This window comes from Acinetobacter sp. AR2-3 (assembly GCF_001878775.1).
Classification (GTDB): Bacteria; Pseudomonadota; Gammaproteobacteria; order Pseudomonadales; family Moraxellaceae; genus Acinetobacter; species Acinetobacter lwoffii_D.
In genome coordinates, this window is record NZ_MJIQ01000048.1 from 1 (window position 1) to 17,928 (window position 17,928).

A 17,928-nucleotide genomic window follows, 5' to 3' on the forward strand; every position below is an offset into this window, starting at 1 on the left:
GCATACGAGATACTGATCGGTCTCGTGGGCTCGGAGATGTGTATAAGAGACAGCCTTACGCGGTTCCTGCCAGGTAAAAATATCATCCAGTTCAAGATGAGATTCGGTTAATGGCCGATGTAAATTCTTTGAGTTTCGCGCACACTTGGCAAACTTCTGATTGAAATGCTCAATAAAGCAGGGCAGCCAGGCATTTGCCTCGGCAATTGAACAGATACCTTCTAGGCGCATTTCCTTGATCAGGCGATCCTGGAGTGTCCTGTTAGCACGTTCTACACGACCTTTGGCCTGTGGTGAGTTGGCAAAGATAATATCAATGTTTAATTCGTTGAGAATCCGGCCAAATTGCGTGATCTGGCTATCTTGGCTCGATTTCTGATTCACTCAGAATACCGAGTGTTTATCGCTATAAAACGCTAAAGGCTTGCCGTATTGCTCAATGTAGGCTCGGGTTGAAAGCATATAATCAAAGGTCGTTTCAGCCTCACAAAAGCGCAGATGCAACAGCTTTCCAGTGGCGTCATCGATATAAACCAGCAAGCAGCATTTGGAAGCTCGACCTTCAAACCAGTCATGATATGAGCCATCGATCTGGATCAGCTCACCGAAGCAATCACGGTTATATCTAGGCTGATATGGACGTTTCAGGCGCTTGGATCGAGGAATCCAGAGGTCATTTGCAGTCATCCAGCGACGAACCGTTTCTACCGGGATATGCAGGCCAAACATGCTGCTGAGCTTCTCATGAGCCAATGTAGGACCAAAGCCAAGTAAATGTTCAGAAATAATGGAAAGACATTCTGATTTTAACAGGACGTCATGGCGACGATGACCCGGTTGACCACGACTAGCATGTGCCATACCTGAGACACCATCTTGATTGAGCTTCTGCAATAACCGGGTAATTTGACGGGTGGAAAGATTCAGGATTTCAGCAGCACGGACCTGGGTAATACGATGATCTCTAACGTCTTGCAGAACTGCAAGACGTTGAATTTCTTTATCAGACATAGTGATCAGCATCTATATTTTATATCCAGTCCATGGTGATAAAAACCATCATAAACCAGACATTTTTATTGGTGAGAATATAGACACTTTAAATGGGTTCTAACAAGAGAATTTCGTATAACGTGTATTATGTTAATTTTAGAAATAATTAAAAGTTTGGAAATACTAGTGAAATGCAACTTATAGAAATAGAGCCTTATTTTTGGGAACTATATGAGGATAGCGAAAATATATACCTCAATGTTTGTATAAATATGAGTGCAGTTTCTTGGGCGAAAACTATCTGCCTAGATAAACAAACGATTCAGCAATATCAGACTCAAGGAAAAGGTTTTATTGATGACTTAGCTAAAAGAATTGAAAGCAGCCAATTTAGAAAAGATTATGAAAGATTTTATTCATTTCCAGATGCCTCCGCAGAACAAAAAGAGGGAATGCTTCTAGCATTTAATGAATATAGGGCTAAGCAAAATTAAAGCCATTTAACATAATGGCGATGATACGAAATTAGAACAATAAACCTCTGTGAAATCAAAGTGTTTTTCAAATCGATGCTAAACTAAAATAGCATGAATCATCATGCTATTTTGTATTTATAAGAGCCTCCCATGCTGTACCCCATCCCTAAAAAAATCCAACTTGCTCCATCCCAAGCCAAATGGCAGCTTGCATCAAATGAATCTGTTTTGGTTTTAGTGGGATTACAAAATTTAAGGATGATGGTAGGCATACAAGAAAGCGACCTAATGAGTCATCTGATCCAGATCAGCAATAAAGCCAAAGCACTCGATATTCCGATTGTTGACTTATATGGTGATGACCTGATGCAAGGCATGCAGCAATTGGGAGAATATGCCTCAATGCATCCGCAACTGATTTTTGCCGGGCAGGTTACACCGATGCTGAAACAGATTTTGCCGCATCTGATGAGTGTGACGGATCAAATCGGTGTGGTCGATGATGTGATTTTATTGGCGAATCAAGATCAGCATATTCAATGGATCGAAAACATTTCAGCACAGGGGATACATCACTTAAATACCTATAGCCTGACCCGCTTATGGGATTTAAGCGCATCTTCCGAATATGTATTGTCGGCCAAAGGCATTATGTTGGCTGTCGCAGAACAGCTGGATATGGATGCTTTGGAAATTGATCCCTATGTCGACTTAAAAAATTATGGTCTGGATTCGGTAGCGGTGGTGAGTCTAGTCGGTATATGGCGTGCACATGGTGCCAATATCCGTTATGAAGATGTGCTAAAACATCCGTCTTTGCACGAATTGGCAAGCTTCATTTTAAAATCCTCAGGTTGATGCGCTGCGATTGAGCAATTTTATGCGCTAAATCGGAAATTTCATCGTCATTTACATAAATGCGCATTGTAATTATTGGCTAAGCTTTCTATCATTGCCGCCTTGTTTTTCACGATCAGCCTGGGATTGAACTTTGAGTAATTTTCTAACCGAACATCTGATACATCGTGATGACGATTTCATGGTCATCCACAAACCTGCAGGTTTACTCACAGTTCCCGGTAAAACAGAAGACTTACAAGATTGCCTGATCAACCGTCTGGTCAAATTAGAACCCAAAACTTTACTGATTCATCGACTGGATCGCGATACATCCGGTATTTTGGCCTTTGGTCTGAGCAAATGGGGACAAAAAACCATTTCCCGCCAGTTTCAGGAACGCCAGACTGATAAAACCTATCAGGCTATGGTTGCCGGTACACTCGAAGGTGAAGGCACTATTGAAGTGCCAGTGGTGTATGATCCAAGCCGTCCCCCCTTACATATCGCAGATCCCGCACATAATAAGCCGGCCATCACGCATTGGCAGGCGATCGAACATTTTAATATTCAGGGACAGCCCGTGACTCGGGTGAAACTGACCCCAATTACCGGCCGTTCACATCAGCTACGGGTGCATATGCAATATCTCGGACATCCGATTATTGGCGATACCTTATATGCGACATCCGAACAGCAACAGCTCAGCTCGCGTTTATGTTTACACGCGGAACGTTTGAGTTTTTATCATCCTCAAACAGAGCAGTTGGTCGAATTTTATTGTCCGGCGCCGTTCTAGGAAATACTTCTTTAATCGGCGTGAATTATGCTCACTTTTTAGTGGGCTTTATGTCAAAATACATTGCTTGAAGGTGTGGAATTTTGCTCCAATGACGTTTCGTGATTGAGCCTAATATTCATAATCTTGTACTTAAGATAAAGGTGGAAAAATTGCAGCAATTTGCTATTGGTCAACGTTGGTTATCAGATACTGAAACAGAACTCGGTTTAGGCGTTCTTATTGATGTTGATGAGCGGTCGGTCAGCATTTTATTCCCGAAAAGCGATGAAACCCGCGTCTATGCACGCAGCAATGCACCCTTATCTCGTATCGTATTTAATGTGAAAGATGAATTACAGGATCAGGAAGGGACCAAGTGGATTGTAGAATCCGTTGAAGACCGCAATGGCGTGGTGCGTTATCATGTCGTTCGTACCTTGGAAGATGGAACTGAAGAACGTAAATCGCTGAATGAAACCCGTATTGGTGCGACCATCCAGCTGTCTAAGCCTCTAGACCGTTTATTGGCCAGTCAGGTTGATTATAAAGAATGGTATGACCTGCGTATTGAAGCACTGCTGATGCAGGCCAATATGCAAAGCAGTCCACTGCGTGGTCTGGTGGGTTCACGTGTCGGTCTGATTCCGCATCAGCTTTATATTGCGCATGAAGTTGGTCAGCGTTTTGCACCGCGTGTATTACTGGCCGATGAAGTGGGTCTGGGTAAAACTATTGAAGCGGGTCTGATCATCCATCAACAGCTGAAAACTGGCCGTTCTGAACGTATCCTGATTTTAGTGCCGGATTCACTGCAATATCAGTGGATGATCGAGATGCGCCGTCGTTTCAATCTTGAGTTCTCGCTGTTTGATTTGACTCGTACGGCATCGATCAAAGAACATGATCCTGAACAGAACCCATTCCTGACCGAACAAAAAATTATTGCCTCTGTCGATTTGATGGTCGACCATGAAGATCTGCGTGAACAGGCACTTGAAGCAGGTTTCGATTTGTTGGTGGTCGATGAAGCGCATCATTTGATGTGGAGTGAAGAAGATGGTGGTAATGACCGTTATGATCTGGTCGAAGAGCTGGCTGAACATACGCCGGGCGTGTTGTTATTGACGGCAACACCTGAACAGCTCGGTGTGGAAAGTCACTTTGCACGCCTACGTTTGCTTGATCCACAGCGTTTTAACTCGCTGGATCGTTTCCTCGACGAAGAAGCACAGTATCAGCATACAGCTAAAATTGCAGAAGTGCTGATGTCAGACATGCCGCTAGAAGCCGAGCATTTAACTGCGATTGAAGCCTTGTTAGGTCATCCGATTGAAGATCAGCCTGAACAGCGTTTCCGTGCCATTCACGAACTTTTAGACCGTCATGGTACAGGTCGTATCCTGTTCCGTAATACACGTGAAGCCATTCAAGGTTTCCCGGGTCGTGACTGTCAGCCGGCACCATTGCCAGCACCAGAAAACTGGTCGAAAGATGGCAAGTTGCGTGAACAGATGTGGCCTGAAGAGGCGCAGCTCGATGGCGCATGGATGGAAGCCGATCCACGCGTGATGTGGCTGATGGAGCGTTTGCGTACCGATTTAAAACACAAAAAAGTCTTACTGATTGCGCGTAGCGGGCCAGTGGTTGAAGCGCTGGAAAATGTACTGCGCTTACATGCCGGTATTCGTACCGCGATGTTCCATGAAGGCATGAGCTTGTTAGAGCGTGATCAGGCTGCCGCTTATTTTGCTGAAGATTCGTATGGCGCGCAGATTTTACTTTGTTCGGAAATTGGTTCAGAAGGGCGTAACTTCCAGTTTGCATCTGATTTAATTCTGTTCGATCTTCCTGCCAACCCGGACGTTTTAGAGCAGCGTATTGGCCGTTTAGATCGTATCGGTCAGGAAAACCGGATTCAGATTCATGTGCCGTATCTGGTGGGAACTGCGCAAGAACGTATGTTCCGCTGGTATAACGAAGCCTTGAATATTTTCGGCAATATTTCCCCAACTGCACAAACCTTGCAAGAAAACTTTATTGTTCGCTTGAAAGACTGTCTATTGGCAGACAAAGGTCAAGCGTTTGAAGACCTGCTGGAAGAAGTCAGCGTACAACGTGAAGCTTTGGAAGCTGAATTGCAGGAAGGTCGTGACCGTTTGCTAGAGTACAACTCTTGCCGTCCGGTGGTGGCACAGGAAATTGTCAACGCGCTTGAAGACTATGATGACAATACTACTTTGCCGATCTTCATGAAACGCTTTATGGCGTCCACGAATATCGACTTTGACGAGCAAAGTAACGGTACCGTGATCATCAAGCCGACAGATCAAATGCAGATTCAAGGTTTGACACTGGATGAAGAAGGCATCACTGCCACTTTCTATCGTGATCAGGCACAAATCCGCGAAGATGCGCAATACCTGACCCTGGAACATCCATTCACTGAAAGTGTGATGGAAATGATCAATACTCAAGGCTTTGGTAGCACCAACGTTGCGGTATTAAAATCTGCGGCACTGCCACAAGGTTCGGTATTGCTGGAAGTCTGGTTCAAGGTCGATGTGGTTGCACCGAAAGCATTGAACTTGCCATCAAGCCTGCCGCAACAATTGGTTCGTGTGTTATTAAGCGAGAAAGGTCAGGATCTTTCACAAAAAATTGCGCCTGAAATTTTAAAACCGTATCTGCATCATTTAGATGGCAACAGCTGCCGCCAAGTAGTGAAAGCACGTCGTGATGTGATTGAGGCACGTTATCAGCAAGCACTTGAATTGGCACGCAGTGCATTGCCAAACTTCAAGCAGCAAGCCAAAGAAGTGTATGGTAATAAATGGCAATATGAAATTGACCGTCTGACCTATCTGAAACAGTTTAATCCAAGTATCCGTGAAGATGAAATTTCACGTTTACAGAAGTTGCAGAAAGAAGGTCTCAGCCTACTAGATGGTTTATCTGTGACCCCGGAAGCAATCCAGGTGATGGTAGTCGTCAAGCCTTAAGTTTTAAGCAATTAAAAAATGCAGCTTTCGGGCTGCTTTTTTTATGGCCGAAATCCGGCTTTTATGTTGTTTTGGTCAGGGAATACTGGCCTGTCATTTTTCTTGTGTTTAAAATCAGTCTAACTAATAACCAGAAATAATAAACATGTCCAAAGCCTTTATTGGTCTCGGTGCCAAAACCACTCACGGTGGTATTGTGGTGGAAGGTGAGCCGTCTTTGATTATGAATGGCATCGCCGTACATTTAAATGGCATGAAGCATTATTGTCCCAAATGCCAGACCATGGTCACCGCAATCTCCAGCGATTTATCTATTACTGTCAAAGGACGGGCAATGCTTATCGCAGGGGATAAGACCAGTTGCGGCGCGACTTTTCTAGCCATGCAGCATTTGACGGTATCGCAGAAATAGACTTTAAATTCTGAAGAAGTACAGAGAAATGACTTTGAGGTCATGTTTTGAGCATTTTTGCACTGCCGAATCAAGGAATAGATCAGTAAGCTCATTCGATGATTTCAGGATGAATACGCGCTGCGTTTAAAAAATAATGAAACAAGCCCTACATTTTACTCATGCTAATGGTATCCCTGCGGCAACTTATCAAAAGTTTTTGCATTGTTTTCAGCAAGACTATGAAGTCAAAGCGATTCCCTTTATCGGCATGAATCCGCAATATCCAATTACGCGAGACTGGCGTTATCTGGTCGATGAAGTCATTGCAGATATTGAGCAGCAGTTTCCTCAGCAACAGGTGATTGGTTTAGGGCATTCCTTTGGTGGTCTGGTGACCCTTATGGCGGCGTATCGACGTCCCGAACTGTTTTCCAAGCTGATCATTATGGATCCACCATTTGTGATTGGAAAAAACAGTGCCATGTTTGAACTGATCAAAAAGCTGAATCTAAAAAGTGTCGATCGTTATACACCCGCAGGAATTACGCTAAAACGCAAAGATTATTGGCCATCGAAACAGGTCGCAATTGAAGCACTCCGGTTTAACCGCTTATTTAAAAATTTCGATGAGCAGTGTTTTGCTGATTATATCGAGAGCAGCATTCAGCCAGAACCTGAACGTGGTGGGGTGACGTTAACTATTCCAAAACAGATAGAAGCGGAAATCTTCCGGACTGTGCCAGCCTGGTGGTGGAGAACACCACGCCGACCGCCTGAAGTGCCGATGCATCTGATGACTGCAGAGCAAAGCCAGTTTTATCAGCAGGGTTTGCCACAAGGGATGCACAAGATTTATCGGATTAATTATTCTGTGGTCGAGGGCGGGCATATGTTCCCGCTTGAGTATCCGGAAGCCACTGCAAAGGCAGTCAAAGCTCAACTCGCACTTTTGTAATCATCATAAAAAGAGACTTTGATTACGTCTCTTTTTATACTAGTTCATGCAAATCGGAAAATTAGCGCAGCTGAGAATCTTCCAGATGACGTGCACCTTCAAGGATCATCCGGATCATGATCATGGTCTGTTCGGCAATTTCTTTGCGGTCTTCGGCAGGCATATCAATCACATTAGCACCCATGTTGAAGACCAGTTGGGTAATGGCTTTGGCTGCAATATCGGGATGAAATAACTTCTTATTGTTTAGGCGTTCCAGACGAATTAAATCTTCCTGAAGTTCCTGCTGAAAATAATTTAATTGGCGTTCCACCGCCTGTTTATAAGATTTGGAACCGGTATAGCCTTCACGTAATAACAGGCTCAGATTGCCTTCATCGGCATCCAGCTGGGCAATAAAGACTTCTACAGAACTGCGGATAATGCTGTTCTGGCGAGAAGCTTGCAGACGTGCTTCATGCAAAATCTGACGCAATACAATCCCGGCACGATCAATCAGCTCAATGGCCAGTTCATCAATATCTTTAAAATGACGATAGAAGCTGTTCGGTGCAATACCAGCTTCACGCGCGACTTCACGTAGACTTAAAGAGGAAATACTTTTTTGTGGCCCAATCAGATTCAACGCAGCCTGAAACAGTTCTTCCTTGGTAATGGTGGCCTTGCGACCGACACTCCGTACGATAATCGGCTCATCAATGCTTTTCGATTGTAATAAAGATGCGTCACTGCTTATTTTCATTGAAGGCTCGTTCATCGATAGGTTCATGCATGAATCATTTTATTATAACCGAGCCAGTTAAGCTTGTGAAATGATTAGAAACAATACGGTTGTATATACAAATATATATACATGTGTATAATAATTAAAAACCCAAGGTGATGTCACAAACGATGCATGTACTGCAAAAACTTAAAATGCCATTGAATGCACTGTCTGATAGTGTAGTTGATCAGCATGCAATTAATTTCTGGATTCAGAAACTCAATCCTGTATGGTCGTTGAATCAGCCATTAGGCAAGATCGTGCATATAGAAAATGCAGCACAGGATATGCTGAGTCTGAAAATTCAAGTGAATCGCTTATTTAAGTTTGGTGAAGCAGGGCAGCATCATCCGGTCTATGTGGTGGTAAACGGCATCCGTTATGAACGTAGCTATAGTTTGACCCGTGTAGATGCGCAACATGTTTTATTGACCGTAAAAAAAGTCAATGCCGGTAAAGTCAGTACCTGGTTGGCAGAACAGGCACAAGTAGGTGATGTGATCGAATTTGGTCAGCCTTATGGTGATATGACCTTGCCTGTGCAGACGAGTCCATTGATCTTGCTTGCAGCAGGGAGTGGTATTACCCCAATGCTCAGTATGCTGGAAAGCTTGAGCAAAAAAGGTGAACTATCTGCACCGGTCACTCTCTGGTACTGGGTTAAAAAAGATCAGGATGCCGCATTTAAAGCACGGTTTGAAGAGCTTGCTCAGAAACATGCAAATTTCTCATTTCATGTGTATGCCACTCAAGAACAGCCAGCTGCTGCACGTCTGGATGAAACCTATCTGACAGATCTGCAAAATCTGGAAAATAGCATCGTATATTGCTGTGGTCCTTCAGGTTTTGTATCTAAAGCAGAACAGCTTTTTGCTCAGGCAAAACAGTTTAAAGGTGAAGCCTTTAGCATGAGTTTGGCGGATCTATCGGATACCGGCTTTATTAATGTCACCCTGACCCAGTCGAAAAAAATTGTCAGCATTCCAAAAGGCCAATCCATTCTAGTGAGCCTGGAACAGCAAAATATTAAACCGACCCATGGTTGCCGTATGGGCATTTGTAATAAATGTGCCTGCAATAAAGTAGAAGGTTCGACCAAGAATTTGGTCAACGGTGCACAAAATACCGAACCCGGCAACCTGCTCAAAATTTGTATTAACTCAGCGCAGACTGACCTTGTCATCGACTTATAAGCGAGTTTTATCTTATGAATATGCCAGTAAAATTACAGTATTTTAAAAATCCTAAAAACCGTGAATTAACCCAGTTTGAACTTGATGAACTTGCACGTGAGCTCGATGCGATTAAGCAAGAAGTGCTAGATGATCTAGGTGAAAAAGATGCGAAATATATCCGTCGTGTCTATTCAACCATTCGTTACTCATCGATTGCCGGTCGCGCCTTATTGTTTGCAGGCTGGTTCCCGCCAGCATGGTTGCTAGGCACAGGTCTATTAGGCTTTGCCAAAATCATGGAAAACATGGAGTTGGGTCATAACGTCATGCATGGTCAATATGACTGGATGAATGATCCTAAACTCAATGGTCAGACTTATGAATGGGATATTGTAGGGACTTCAGACAACTGGCGTCAAACCCATAACTTTAAGCATCATACTTATACCAATATTAAGGGTATGGATGATGATATCGGTTATGGTCTATTACGCTTGTTCCCGGAACAGCGCTGGAAACCGGGTTATTTATTGCAACCGATTTATGCAGTGCCATTCTGTTTATTGTTCCAGTGGGGTGTTGCGATTCAGAATCTTGAATTGGGTAAATACTTCAAAGGTCGCAAAAGCAAAGAGCAGACCAAAGAAGAATGGCGTCCAATGCAGAGCAAAATTGGTAAACAGTTGTTTAAGGATTATGTATTCTTTCCATTGATAGCAGGTCCTGCGGCTTTACCGGTTTTGACCGGTAATATGGTGGCCAATGGTCTGCGTAATATCTGGACCTTTAGTATTATTTTTTGTGGTCACTTTACCAAAGATGTCGAAGTGTTCCCAAAATCGGTACTTCAAAATGAAAGTCGTGGTCACTGGTATATGCGTCAGATCCGTGGTTCATCTAACCTGACCGGTTCTGAAGCGTTTCATATCTTGACGGGTCATTTAAGTCATCAGATTGAACATCATTTGTATCCTGATGTGCCTGCACGTCGCTATCGTCAAATGGCACCGAAAGTTCAGGCTGTTTGTGAAAAATATGGTTTGAACTATAACAATGCCAGCTTGGTAAAACAGTATGGTAGTGTGATCAAACGTATTGTGAAATATGCATTTCCGTTTAAGAAATAATTTTTCTTAAAGCTAAAAAAACTACTTCAAATGAAGTGGTTTTTTTAGCTAGGAGGCGAATACTTCAGGAAGTAAAAATCCTGATTACGAAGCTATTTAAGATGATTTCAAGGCATAAAGTAAAAAAGTTAATCTGCCATTTATAGCGTTGTCTAAAGGTGTTTAGTAGGTTAACCCGATAGAATGGAAAGGACTAATATGGCATCGAATGAGCTGAAATATTAATTTTTGGAAGCTGTTGATCTTGACCCTCAAAATAGCTTTGCTGCGCCAGACTGAGCATTTCTATATCTTCCTTGCTATTCCCATAAGCATAAATTTCAGCATAATTATCCAGATTATATTTTTCTAGAATTCTAATTTTCTTTTGTGTGTTACTACAGTCAGGAGTTTGATAAAACCCTGTCAATTTCCCAGCTTTGATTTCAACTTCGCTACAGATTAAATCGATATTTAAATAACTGCACACCGGTTTAAGATACAAATCCAATGAGGCTGATACCAGCACGATTTCATGTCCTAATTGTTGATGCTGTTTAAGTTGTTCTAATAATTTCGGATTCAACTTGAATATTAGTTGTTGTGCATAATCCTGAGCTAATTGCAGAATTTCCTCTGCATCACTGTTTTTAAACATGCTGGCATACAATTTGGGTCGCATGCGGTGTGCCGGATAGAAATTTAAATAATAGGCCTGTATCCATGGCAAAATTTGCATGCCGCGTTTCACAATATGCCGTTTTCTTAAGGCATGGAAAATGAACCCGGTAAAGCTATCATGTAGATACAGGGTTCCATCAAAATCAAATAAGGCTAGAGTTTTAGATTTTTGATTTTGCGCATGCATGTTTGATATCGACCATCGACGCGGGTAGCAAACCAGTTAGTATTATAATCACGACTTAATTTTGGTCCGGAAATGACCACTTCAGGCATAATGGCATAGATAGGATCTTTACCCGTTTTTTCCTGATAAAGCTTGCTGACACCACGATAAGTCATCGTATCTTCAAAGTCTTTATCTTTTTCTTTCTTTAAATCAGCCCGGATCTGACGTTCAGTAATAATAAAATTATTTTTGGCAAAAACACTGATTAACTCACGCTCAGATTGACTCTTCTGCGAACGGATTGCGCCATCTTTGGTGTAGAGTAATAAATCGCCATCCAAATCGAGTTCGGCCTCAGTCAAATCATTCAGCATGCTCTGAAAAGCAGCATTTCGACTGGAATACATGCCCGAGTTATAATCTGCAAAACGGTAAATCGGCTTGTCATAATCCGCCGGATACATCATCAGGCGATGAATCCCATAATACAGACCGCCATATTGACTGTAGAGATCGGTACGTAACTCTGCGATATTGCCGCCTTGGCGTTTATGTTCTTTCGCATAGCTGATATGTACCTGCATTGAACCCAAGGTGGTAATTGGATTCATTTTCTCGCCAATATTCTGGCCGACCAGTTTGGCAGCACCAGTCAGGGCGCTAACATGATAATGCTTTGACATATAATCAAATATTTCACGATATAATTCGTCGAGTTCACGTTCGGTTTTGACCCGGTGCATCTGGCTTAAGTAGTTGTCTTCAGGACTCGGATGGTTCTTGAGAACTTCCTGGAAATATCCTGCAACTGTGCCACCAATTGCTTGACCAAGCTTATCTTTGAATTTTTCATCAAGGCGACCTTGGACTTCCTTAACCGCCTTTTCACCCAAACCCGGAACAGTAGGATCTGCAACAAAGTTAGATTCCTGATCAACCACTGCCACAATCGTACAAACATTTTTCTTGGTCTGAGGAATGCCGAGCTGTTCGGTAATGTCATAAATATCTTGTGCCCAAGACTCACGTTGGTTGACACGGTTTGGAATAGCTTTGCGAATATGTTCAACTTCAAGTGTCGGTTCATCATCTTTTGACCACCATGAACCATTGCCACAACCGGCAAGACCCAGAGAAAGTACAAGTACAGACAATGACTTAAAAGAAAAACAAGAAGCGAAAGTTTTATTCATGGTGTCGTAAATTAATTGAAAAGATGAGCGAATAAGGCAGATGCAGTATACTATGCCCATCAAAAAAGTGATGAATTTATATGTATATTGGTCCATATCAACTGTCAAACAATTTGATTGTCGCTCCCATGGCAGGTGTGACCGATCGTCCGTTTAGAACCTTGTGCAAATACTTTGGTGCAGGCCATGCGGTCAGTGAAATGATGACATCTGACAAAACTTTGCGCGTGAGTAAAAAGAGCTTATATCGTGCCAATTTTGATGGAGAGCTGGCACCGATTTCAGCGCAGATTGCTGGTTCAGATCCCCATGATCTGGCTGAAGCGGCACGTTATCAAGTGGCCAATGGTGCGCAAATTGTTGATATTAATATGGGCTGCCCAGCCAAAAAGGTCTGTAACCGACTCGCCGGTTCTGCTTTATTGCAGGATGAAGATCTAGTTGCGCGTATTCTGGATGCAGTTGTGGCTGCAGTTGATGTGCCAGTGACCTTAAAAACCCGTCTTGGTTATTTGAACGGTCAGGAAAATATTATGCGTGTCGCTAAACGTGCTGAACAAGCCGGAATTGCAGCGCTAGCTTTACATGGCCGTACCCGTGAAGATATGTACCTGAATACCGCGCGTTATTCTTTAATCAAAGACGTAAAGGAAATGTTGAAGATTCCTGTGATTGCCAACGGTGATATCGACAGTCCGGAAAAAGCCAAATACGTGCTGGATTATACCGGTGCAGACGCAATTATGATTGGTCGTGCAGCACAAGGTCGCCCCTGGATTTTTCGTGAAATTGCCCATTATTTAAAAACTGGTCAACATCTTGACGCACCAAGTATTACAGAAGTTAAAGATGTACTGCTGGGACATTTGACAGAATTATACGAATTTTACGGCGAGTATTCCGGCTGCCGAATTTCCCGTAAACATATTGCCTGGTACACCAAAGGACTGCGTTCCAGTAACGAGTTTCGTCAAAGCATGTATCAGGTACAAAATACCGCTGACCAGTATCGTGTGGTAGAAGATTATTTTAATGCACTGCTAGAACATGGTTTAACCATGACTGATGTACAGGTCGAGCAGGTGAATTTACTGGAAACCAAGTAATGACGGGCAAAATTCAGCGAATCATGTAATATTTTTTGCATGAAATCCCTACCTTTTTTATCTTGAGCAGGCTGATTTTTGCATTTTGTTTACACTTCAGCCTGTCTAATACATAGCAGCACAGTTTGTTCACTTAAACTGGACAGGACTTGGACATTGCTTACTCAAGCTTCCTCTATGATGAACCTATCCAGATATAAAGATGAACCTATCCAGATATAAACCAGATGTGATCCATCTTGTTTATCGTCATCATTGAGGGAGATCTGTAATGACAAATACCAATCGTCCAGTCACAGAGTTTAGCCATAAAACGTCAACGGAATTGCCACAAGAACGCAGTGAAGGCCTGAATATCAATCCGACTGATACTAATGCACGTCCAGATTTGAATACACCCGTGAAAGATAATCCTCGTGTTCCAGACATGAATGAAGGTGAAGATAATCTGGCTGCCACCAGTGCCGGTACTTTGGGCGGAGCTGCGGTAGGCGCAGTTGCAGGTCTGGTAGGTGGTCCTCCAGGTGCAGTGGTGGGTGGTATTATCGGTGGAGTGGTTGGCGGTATTGCAGGTAATGACATTGCAACGCCCGATCATGGGAAGCAGACAGATAATTACCAGCATCCAGAGAACTTGCCTGAGGCAGATAATTATCGACATCCAGATCATTTGAGTGCAGAAGATAATTACTGGAGAGATGAGTATCATAATCGCCCGTATTTCAATGAAACGCGTAGCACATATGGCGATCTAGATTATGATCGTGATTATCGCGGTGCTTACCGGGTCGGTTATGAAAATCGTCCGATGTATGAGCATGATACGGATTTTGACCGTGCCGAACCTGAACTGCGTACCAAGTGGGAACAGTTAAAAGGTGAGTCCCGCCTCAACTGGGAAGAAGCGAAATTTGCAGTTAAAGATGCCTGGCATCGTGTCACACGCTAATTCTAGATAAATTAAAAACCTCTCCATGTGGAGAGGTTTTTTTATGATTCAAGTATTAAAGATGCTTCATTTCCAGTATGAGCTGGTTAATCAGATCGGAAGCTTCCATTTCACGAATCTGTGCCACGTTCGAACCTGCCCAGAACGCACCATAACCTTGATCCCCATGTTTGGCAGCAGCAGCATGTAATTGCTTGGCCAGATCATAAGTATATGGATAAGCGGGAACATCCAGCCGATCGGGTGTATCCACCTCAATATGCCAGTGGTTAATAATGCCACGTGCAGGACGACCGGAAATACTGGCACTCACCTGAGTGAGTGGCTTGGAAAATAAGGCTTTACGATAGGCATCATTGGCATTAGAAGATTTACACTGCACAAATGCAGTCCCAAGTTGCACGGCATCTGCACCGAAATCCATCATTTGACGCGCTTGCTCACCCGTCATAATCCCGCCTGCCGCTACAATCGGCAAGGAAGAATGCTGTTTGATCAGCTTCACCAGATTGGAGGTTTTGACTGAAGCATCAAACTTGGTCGAGAAAATCCCGCGATGGCCACCAGCCTCAATACCCTGCGCAATAATGATATCAATTCCGGCTGCATCAATGGCTTTAGCTTCGGCATAATTGGTGGCAGATACCATGGTCAGAATCCCTGCTTGTTTTAGGGCTTGAATCTGATGCGGATGTGGAATCCCAAAATGAAAGCTGACTGCTCGCGGTTTGATTTCTAATACCAGATTCAGAAAGTCATCATTGTCTTTAAAACTCGGATAAATACACTCCAAATGATCTGGTGCCTGAGCGCCATATTCGGCAAATTTATCTTTAAACTGTGCAATCCATGCCTGCGCTACAGCCTCATCTACAGGAACAGTGTCATGACAGAAAAAATTAACCTGAAAAGGGCAATCTGTCAGTTCCTGGGTCTTTAAAATCTGTTCTCGTGCAGCCTCGATACTGCTGGCCCCCAGACCCAGTGAACCCAAGCCGCCCTGATTGGACACTTCGGCAGCAAGCTCGGGCGTAGAGACACCTGCCATCGGTGCCAAGAAAATAGGATGTTTAATTCCGAGATTTTCTAATAAAGACATAGATTTGCTCCTTGTTATGCTTTTACTTTGCCTTTGAGCACAAAATTAAGCAAATCATATTGGTTATTTTATTTTGAAATACTGCAGCATGGGTTACGTGTTATTTACATTTCTTGCGACACGCTATGTCGTCAAGAAGATAGAACTTTTATTAGCCTAGAATTGAACACTTTATAATAGCTTTTTGGTCACATATTCTCTGAGCTCATGTCTGATCGTATCCGTGAAAAACTGCAAATTTTAGCCGATGCTGCCAAGTATGATGTGTCTTGTTCATCTAGTGGTAGCAACCGTAAAAATAAAGACAAGGGTGTGGGCAATACTGGGAATGGCATCTGTCATAGTTATACCGAAGATGGCCGCTGTGTTTCCTTGCTGAAAATTCTGTTCTCTAATGTCTGTATTTTTGACTGTTCCTATTGTGTTTCGCGCCGTTCCAATGATGTCCAGCGTGCAGCATTTACCGTGCAGGAAGTCGTCGATCTGACCATGAATTTTTATCGACGTAATTATATTGAGGGGCTGTTTCTCAGTTCGGGGATTTTTAAATCGGCCGATCACACCATGGAGCGGATGCTACAGGTGGTCAAAAAACTTAGACTCGAAGAAAACTTTAATGGCTATATCCATCTGAAAACCATTCCGGGTGCATCACAGGAGATCATTACCGAAGCCGGACTGTATGTCGACCGTATGAGTATTAATCTGGAAATGCCAACGGAAGCGGGACTGCAAAAATTTGCGCCTGAGAAAACCCATGCCGAAGTACAAAAAGACTTGGGCATTGTGCGTGATCGGTTGATCCAGCTCAAAGATGAACGCAAGCTGATCAAGTCAGTCCCCAAGTTTGTACCTGCCGGACAAACTACACAGATGGTGGTGGGCGCGCATAGTGAAACCGATCAGGATATTATTTTGATGGCTGATCGGCATTACAAGGAATTCAAGCTGAAAAGGGTGTATTTCTCTGGTTATATCCCGATTAATCCTGAAGATAAAGCCTTACCCGCCATCGGTTCAGCACCGCCCTTATTAAGAGAAAATCGTCTGTATCAATCCGACTGGCTGATGCGTTTTTATGGCTTTGCTGCTGATGAAATTGTCGATGAGCAGCATCCGAATCTGGAGCTGGATATTGATCCCAAACTCAGTTGGGCCTTGCGTCATCCTGAAGCCTTTCCAGTCGATATTAACCGTGCCGACTATAAAATGATTCTACGGGTACCCGGTATAGGTGTACGTTCTGCCCAGAAAATTGTACAGGCCCGCCGTTTTGGACAGATTCATATTGACCAGCTAAAACGCATGGGCGTGGCTTATAACCGGGCGCAGCATTTTATCCGCTGTGCAGATACACCGAAATTTAAGAAAGATCAGCAGTCCCATCAGATTCGCCAGCAAATTTTGATGTCAGGACAATCCAAATATCAGCAGCAACTTTCACCTCAATTAGGATTGGGTTTCTAGTGGCAAGTTACTGTTTTGATGGCAGCATGACTGGTCTGCTCAGTTGTGTATTTCGTGCTTTCGAGTTTAAAGAATTTAACGTGATAGTGACGGCCAATCCTCAAGCACAAACAGGTTTATTTGATGAATTTATCCATGTGGCCTCTAATGATCAGCATGGGCAGCGGGTGTGGCAGGGATTAAAGCAGAAAGTATCTTCCAGCAGTTTGCGTGCTTTTTACTATACGTTTTTGTCAGAGCAGGAAGCAGCGTTCCAGACTCTTTTTGATTTTGCAGTCTATGTCTTTCAAAACCAGCGTCCAGTCGATAAAGATTATGGTCATACTGCGGTGATCGGCATGTCGCAATGGGCCAAGCAAGTGGGGCGGGAAAAGCATCGTATGGAGGCTTTTGTACGCTTTAAAAAAGCCAAAGATGGTTTGTTTCTGAGTCTGGTCAGACCGGATTTTAATGTCTTGCCGATTATTTCCCGACATTTTCAGGAGCGTTATCAGGATCAAAGCTGGCTGATTTATGACGAGCAGCGTAATTACGGTATTTATTATGATTTAAGGCAGATGCATCAGGTCGAGATGAACGCTGAAATAATCGATCCACAAATCCGGATTGGTCATAGTCAATCATTCAGTATTGAACTGGATGATCAAGAGCTGCTATATGATCAGCTCTGGAAAGACTATTTTAACAGTGTGAATATTCAGGCGCGCAAGAACATGAAATTGCATATTCAATATGTGCCAAAGCGCTACTGGCGTTATATGAATGAGAAATTACTTTAAACA

General features: G+C 43.2%; 16 protein-coding genes and 1 pseudogene. 12 read left to right on the forward strand and 5 right to left on the reverse strand.

The window, feature by feature from the left end:
* Positions 1–1,023, reverse strand: a pseudogene (locus BFN00_RS09070) (ISNCY family transposase); the annotation flags it as partial.
* A gap of 161 nt (positions 1,024–1,184) precedes the next feature.
* Between BFN00_RS09070 and BFN00_RS09075 the strand changes: the two are divergent.
* The 6 genes from BFN00_RS09075 to BFN00_RS09100 all read left to right on the forward strand — a co-directional run bounded on the left by BFN00_RS09075 (position 1,185) and on the right by BFN00_RS09100 (position 7,435).
* Positions 1,185–1,487: a hypothetical protein gene (locus BFN00_RS09075; RefSeq protein ID WP_004280001.1), complete on the forward strand. Its 303-nt coding sequence runs from the start codon at positions 1,185–1,187 to the stop codon at positions 1,485–1,487.
* A gap of 132 nt (positions 1,488–1,619) precedes the next feature.
* Positions 1,620–2,327, forward strand: a complete 708-nt coding sequence (locus BFN00_RS09080; protein ID WP_004646641.1) for a phosphopantetheine-binding protein — start codon at positions 1,620–1,622, stop codon at positions 2,325–2,327.
* A 133-nt stretch (positions 2,328–2,460) separates the two neighbouring features.
* On the forward strand, positions 2,461–3,105 hold the full coding sequence (locus BFN00_RS09085) for an RluA family pseudouridine synthase (RefSeq protein ID WP_004646642.1): 645 nt from the start codon (positions 2,461–2,463) through the stop codon (positions 3,103–3,105).
* A 143-nt stretch (positions 3,106–3,248) separates the two neighbouring features.
* The gene (gene rapA / locus BFN00_RS09090; protein WP_071851196.1) at positions 3,249–6,086 is read left to right on the forward strand and encodes an RNA polymerase-associated protein RapA; all 2,838 of its coding nucleotides are present in this window, start codon (positions 3,249–3,251) and stop codon (positions 6,084–6,086) included.
* A 145-nt stretch (positions 6,087–6,231) separates the two neighbouring features.
* Positions 6,232–6,498 carry a PAAR domain-containing protein gene (locus BFN00_RS09095; RefSeq protein ID WP_071851198.1) on the forward strand — a complete coding sequence of 89 codons (267 nt, stop codon included), beginning with the start codon at positions 6,232–6,234 and terminating at the stop codon, positions 6,496–6,498.
* Positions 6,499–6,634: 136 nt separating this feature from the next.
* A complete protein-coding gene (locus BFN00_RS09100; RefSeq protein WP_071851200.1) occupies positions 6,635–7,435 on the forward strand; it encodes an alpha/beta fold hydrolase in 801 nt (266 codons plus the stop codon).
* A 61-nt stretch (positions 7,436–7,496) separates the two neighbouring features.
* Here the strand turns inward: BFN00_RS09100 and fabR are convergent, their stop codons facing one another.
* A complete protein-coding gene (fabR, locus tag BFN00_RS09105; RefSeq protein WP_004646648.1) occupies positions 7,497–8,177 on the reverse strand; it encodes an HTH-type transcriptional repressor FabR in 681 nt (226 codons plus the stop codon).
* 152 nt (positions 8,178–8,329) lie between these two features.
* Here fabR and BFN00_RS09110 point away from each other — a divergent pair, with 152 nt between their 5' ends.
* A complete protein-coding gene (locus BFN00_RS09110) occupies positions 8,330–9,394 on the forward strand; it encodes a flavin reductase family protein (protein ID WP_026055790.1) in 1,065 nt (354 codons plus the stop codon).
* A gap of 14 nt (positions 9,395–9,408) precedes the next feature.
* Positions 9,409–10,503 (forward strand): fatty acid desaturase family protein, encoded by a 1,095-nt coding sequence (locus BFN00_RS09115; RefSeq protein ID WP_004646650.1) that lies wholly within the window; start codon positions 9,409–9,411, stop codon positions 10,501–10,503.
* 193 nt (positions 10,504–10,696) lie between these two features.
* On the opposite strand, the gene BFN00_RS09120 is transcribed toward BFN00_RS09115, so the two are convergent.
* Positions 10,697–11,350 carry an HAD-IB family hydrolase gene (locus BFN00_RS09120; protein ID WP_071851202.1) on the reverse strand — a complete coding sequence of 218 codons (654 nt, stop codon included), beginning with the start codon at positions 11,348–11,350 and terminating at the stop codon, positions 10,697–10,699.
* On the reverse strand, positions 11,317–12,525 hold the full coding sequence (locus BFN00_RS09125) for a DUF1615 family protein (RefSeq protein WP_071851204.1): 1,209 nt from the start codon (positions 12,523–12,525) through the stop codon (positions 11,317–11,319). Before BFN00_RS09125 ends, BFN00_RS09120 begins: the two co-directional genes overlap by 34 nt.
* Before the next feature lie 80 nt (positions 12,526–12,605).
* Between BFN00_RS09125 and dusB the strand changes: the two genes are divergently transcribed.
* Positions 12,606–13,631: a tRNA dihydrouridine synthase DusB gene (dusB, locus tag BFN00_RS09130; protein ID WP_071851206.1), complete on the forward strand. Its 1,026-nt coding sequence runs from the start codon at positions 12,606–12,608 to the stop codon at positions 13,629–13,631.
* Positions 13,632–13,902: 271 nt separating this feature from the next.
* Positions 13,903–14,580: a hypothetical protein gene (locus BFN00_RS09135; protein WP_004279982.1), complete on the forward strand. Its 678-nt coding sequence runs from the start codon at positions 13,903–13,905 to the stop codon at positions 14,578–14,580.
* A 55-nt stretch (positions 14,581–14,635) separates the two neighbouring features.
* Here BFN00_RS09135 and BFN00_RS09140 read toward each other — a convergent pair whose 3' ends face one another.
* Positions 14,636–15,679, reverse strand: coding sequence for an NAD(P)H-dependent flavin oxidoreductase (locus BFN00_RS09140; protein WP_071851208.1), 1,044 nt, complete (start codon positions 15,677–15,679; stop codon positions 14,636–14,638).
* A 207-nt stretch (positions 15,680–15,886) separates the two neighbouring features.
* On the opposite strand from BFN00_RS09140, the gene BFN00_RS09145 reads away from it, so the two are divergent.
* Together BFN00_RS09145 and BFN00_RS09150 are read left to right on the forward strand one after the other, a co-directional pair.
* Positions 15,887–17,146, forward strand: coding sequence for a putative DNA modification/repair radical SAM protein (locus BFN00_RS09145; RefSeq protein WP_005104366.1), 1,260 nt, complete (start codon positions 15,887–15,889; stop codon positions 17,144–17,146).
* A complete protein-coding gene (locus BFN00_RS09150) occupies positions 17,146–17,925 on the forward strand; it encodes a TIGR03915 family putative DNA repair protein (protein ID WP_004279976.1) in 780 nt (259 codons plus the stop codon). The genes BFN00_RS09145 and BFN00_RS09150 overlap by 1 nt, the downstream gene beginning before the upstream one ends.
* Positions 17,926–17,928 lie beyond the last annotated feature (3 nt).

Excerpts from the sequence above, each read along its gene's own strand:
- BFN00_RS09075 (WP_004280001.1), top strand. The coding sequence starts at position 1,185 with ATGCAACTTATAGAAATAGAGCCTTATTTTTGGGAACTATATGAGGAT.
- BFN00_RS09080 (WP_004646641.1), top strand. The coding sequence starts at position 1,620 with ATGCTGTACCCCATCCCTAAAAAAATCCAACTTGCTCCATCCCAAGCC.
- BFN00_RS09095 (WP_071851198.1), top strand. The coding sequence starts at position 6,232 with ATGTCCAAAGCCTTTATTGGTCTCGGTGCCAAAACCACTCACGGTGGT.
- BFN00_RS09100 (WP_071851200.1), top strand. The coding sequence starts at position 6,635 with ATGAAACAAGCCCTACATTTTACTCATGCTAATGGTATCCCTGCGGCA.
- fabR (WP_004646648.1), bottom strand. The coding sequence starts at position 8,177 with ATGAAAATAAGCAGTGACGCATCTTTATTACAATCGAAAAGCATTGAT.
- BFN00_RS09110 (WP_026055790.1), top strand. The coding sequence starts at position 8,330 with ATGCATGTACTGCAAAAACTTAAAATGCCATTGAATGCACTGTCTGAT.
- BFN00_RS09115 (WP_004646650.1), top strand. The coding sequence starts at position 9,409 with ATGAATATGCCAGTAAAATTACAGTATTTTAAAAATCCTAAAAACCGT.
- BFN00_RS09120 (WP_071851202.1), bottom strand. The coding sequence starts at position 11,350 with ATGCATGCGCAAAATCAAAAATCTAAAACTCTAGCCTTATTTGATTTT.
- BFN00_RS09125 (WP_071851204.1), bottom strand. The coding sequence starts at position 12,525 with ATGAATAAAACTTTCGCTTCTTGTTTTTCTTTTAAGTCATTGTCTGTA.
- dusB (WP_071851206.1), top strand. The coding sequence starts at position 12,606 with ATGTATATTGGTCCATATCAACTGTCAAACAATTTGATTGTCGCTCCC.
- BFN00_RS09135 (WP_004279982.1), top strand. The coding sequence starts at position 13,903 with ATGACAAATACCAATCGTCCAGTCACAGAGTTTAGCCATAAAACGTCA.
- BFN00_RS09140 (WP_071851208.1), bottom strand. The coding sequence starts at position 15,679 with ATGTCTTTATTAGAAAATCTCGGAATTAAACATCCTATTTTCTTGGCA.
- BFN00_RS09145 (WP_005104366.1), top strand. The coding sequence starts at position 15,887 with ATGTCTGATCGTATCCGTGAAAAACTGCAAATTTTAGCCGATGCTGCC.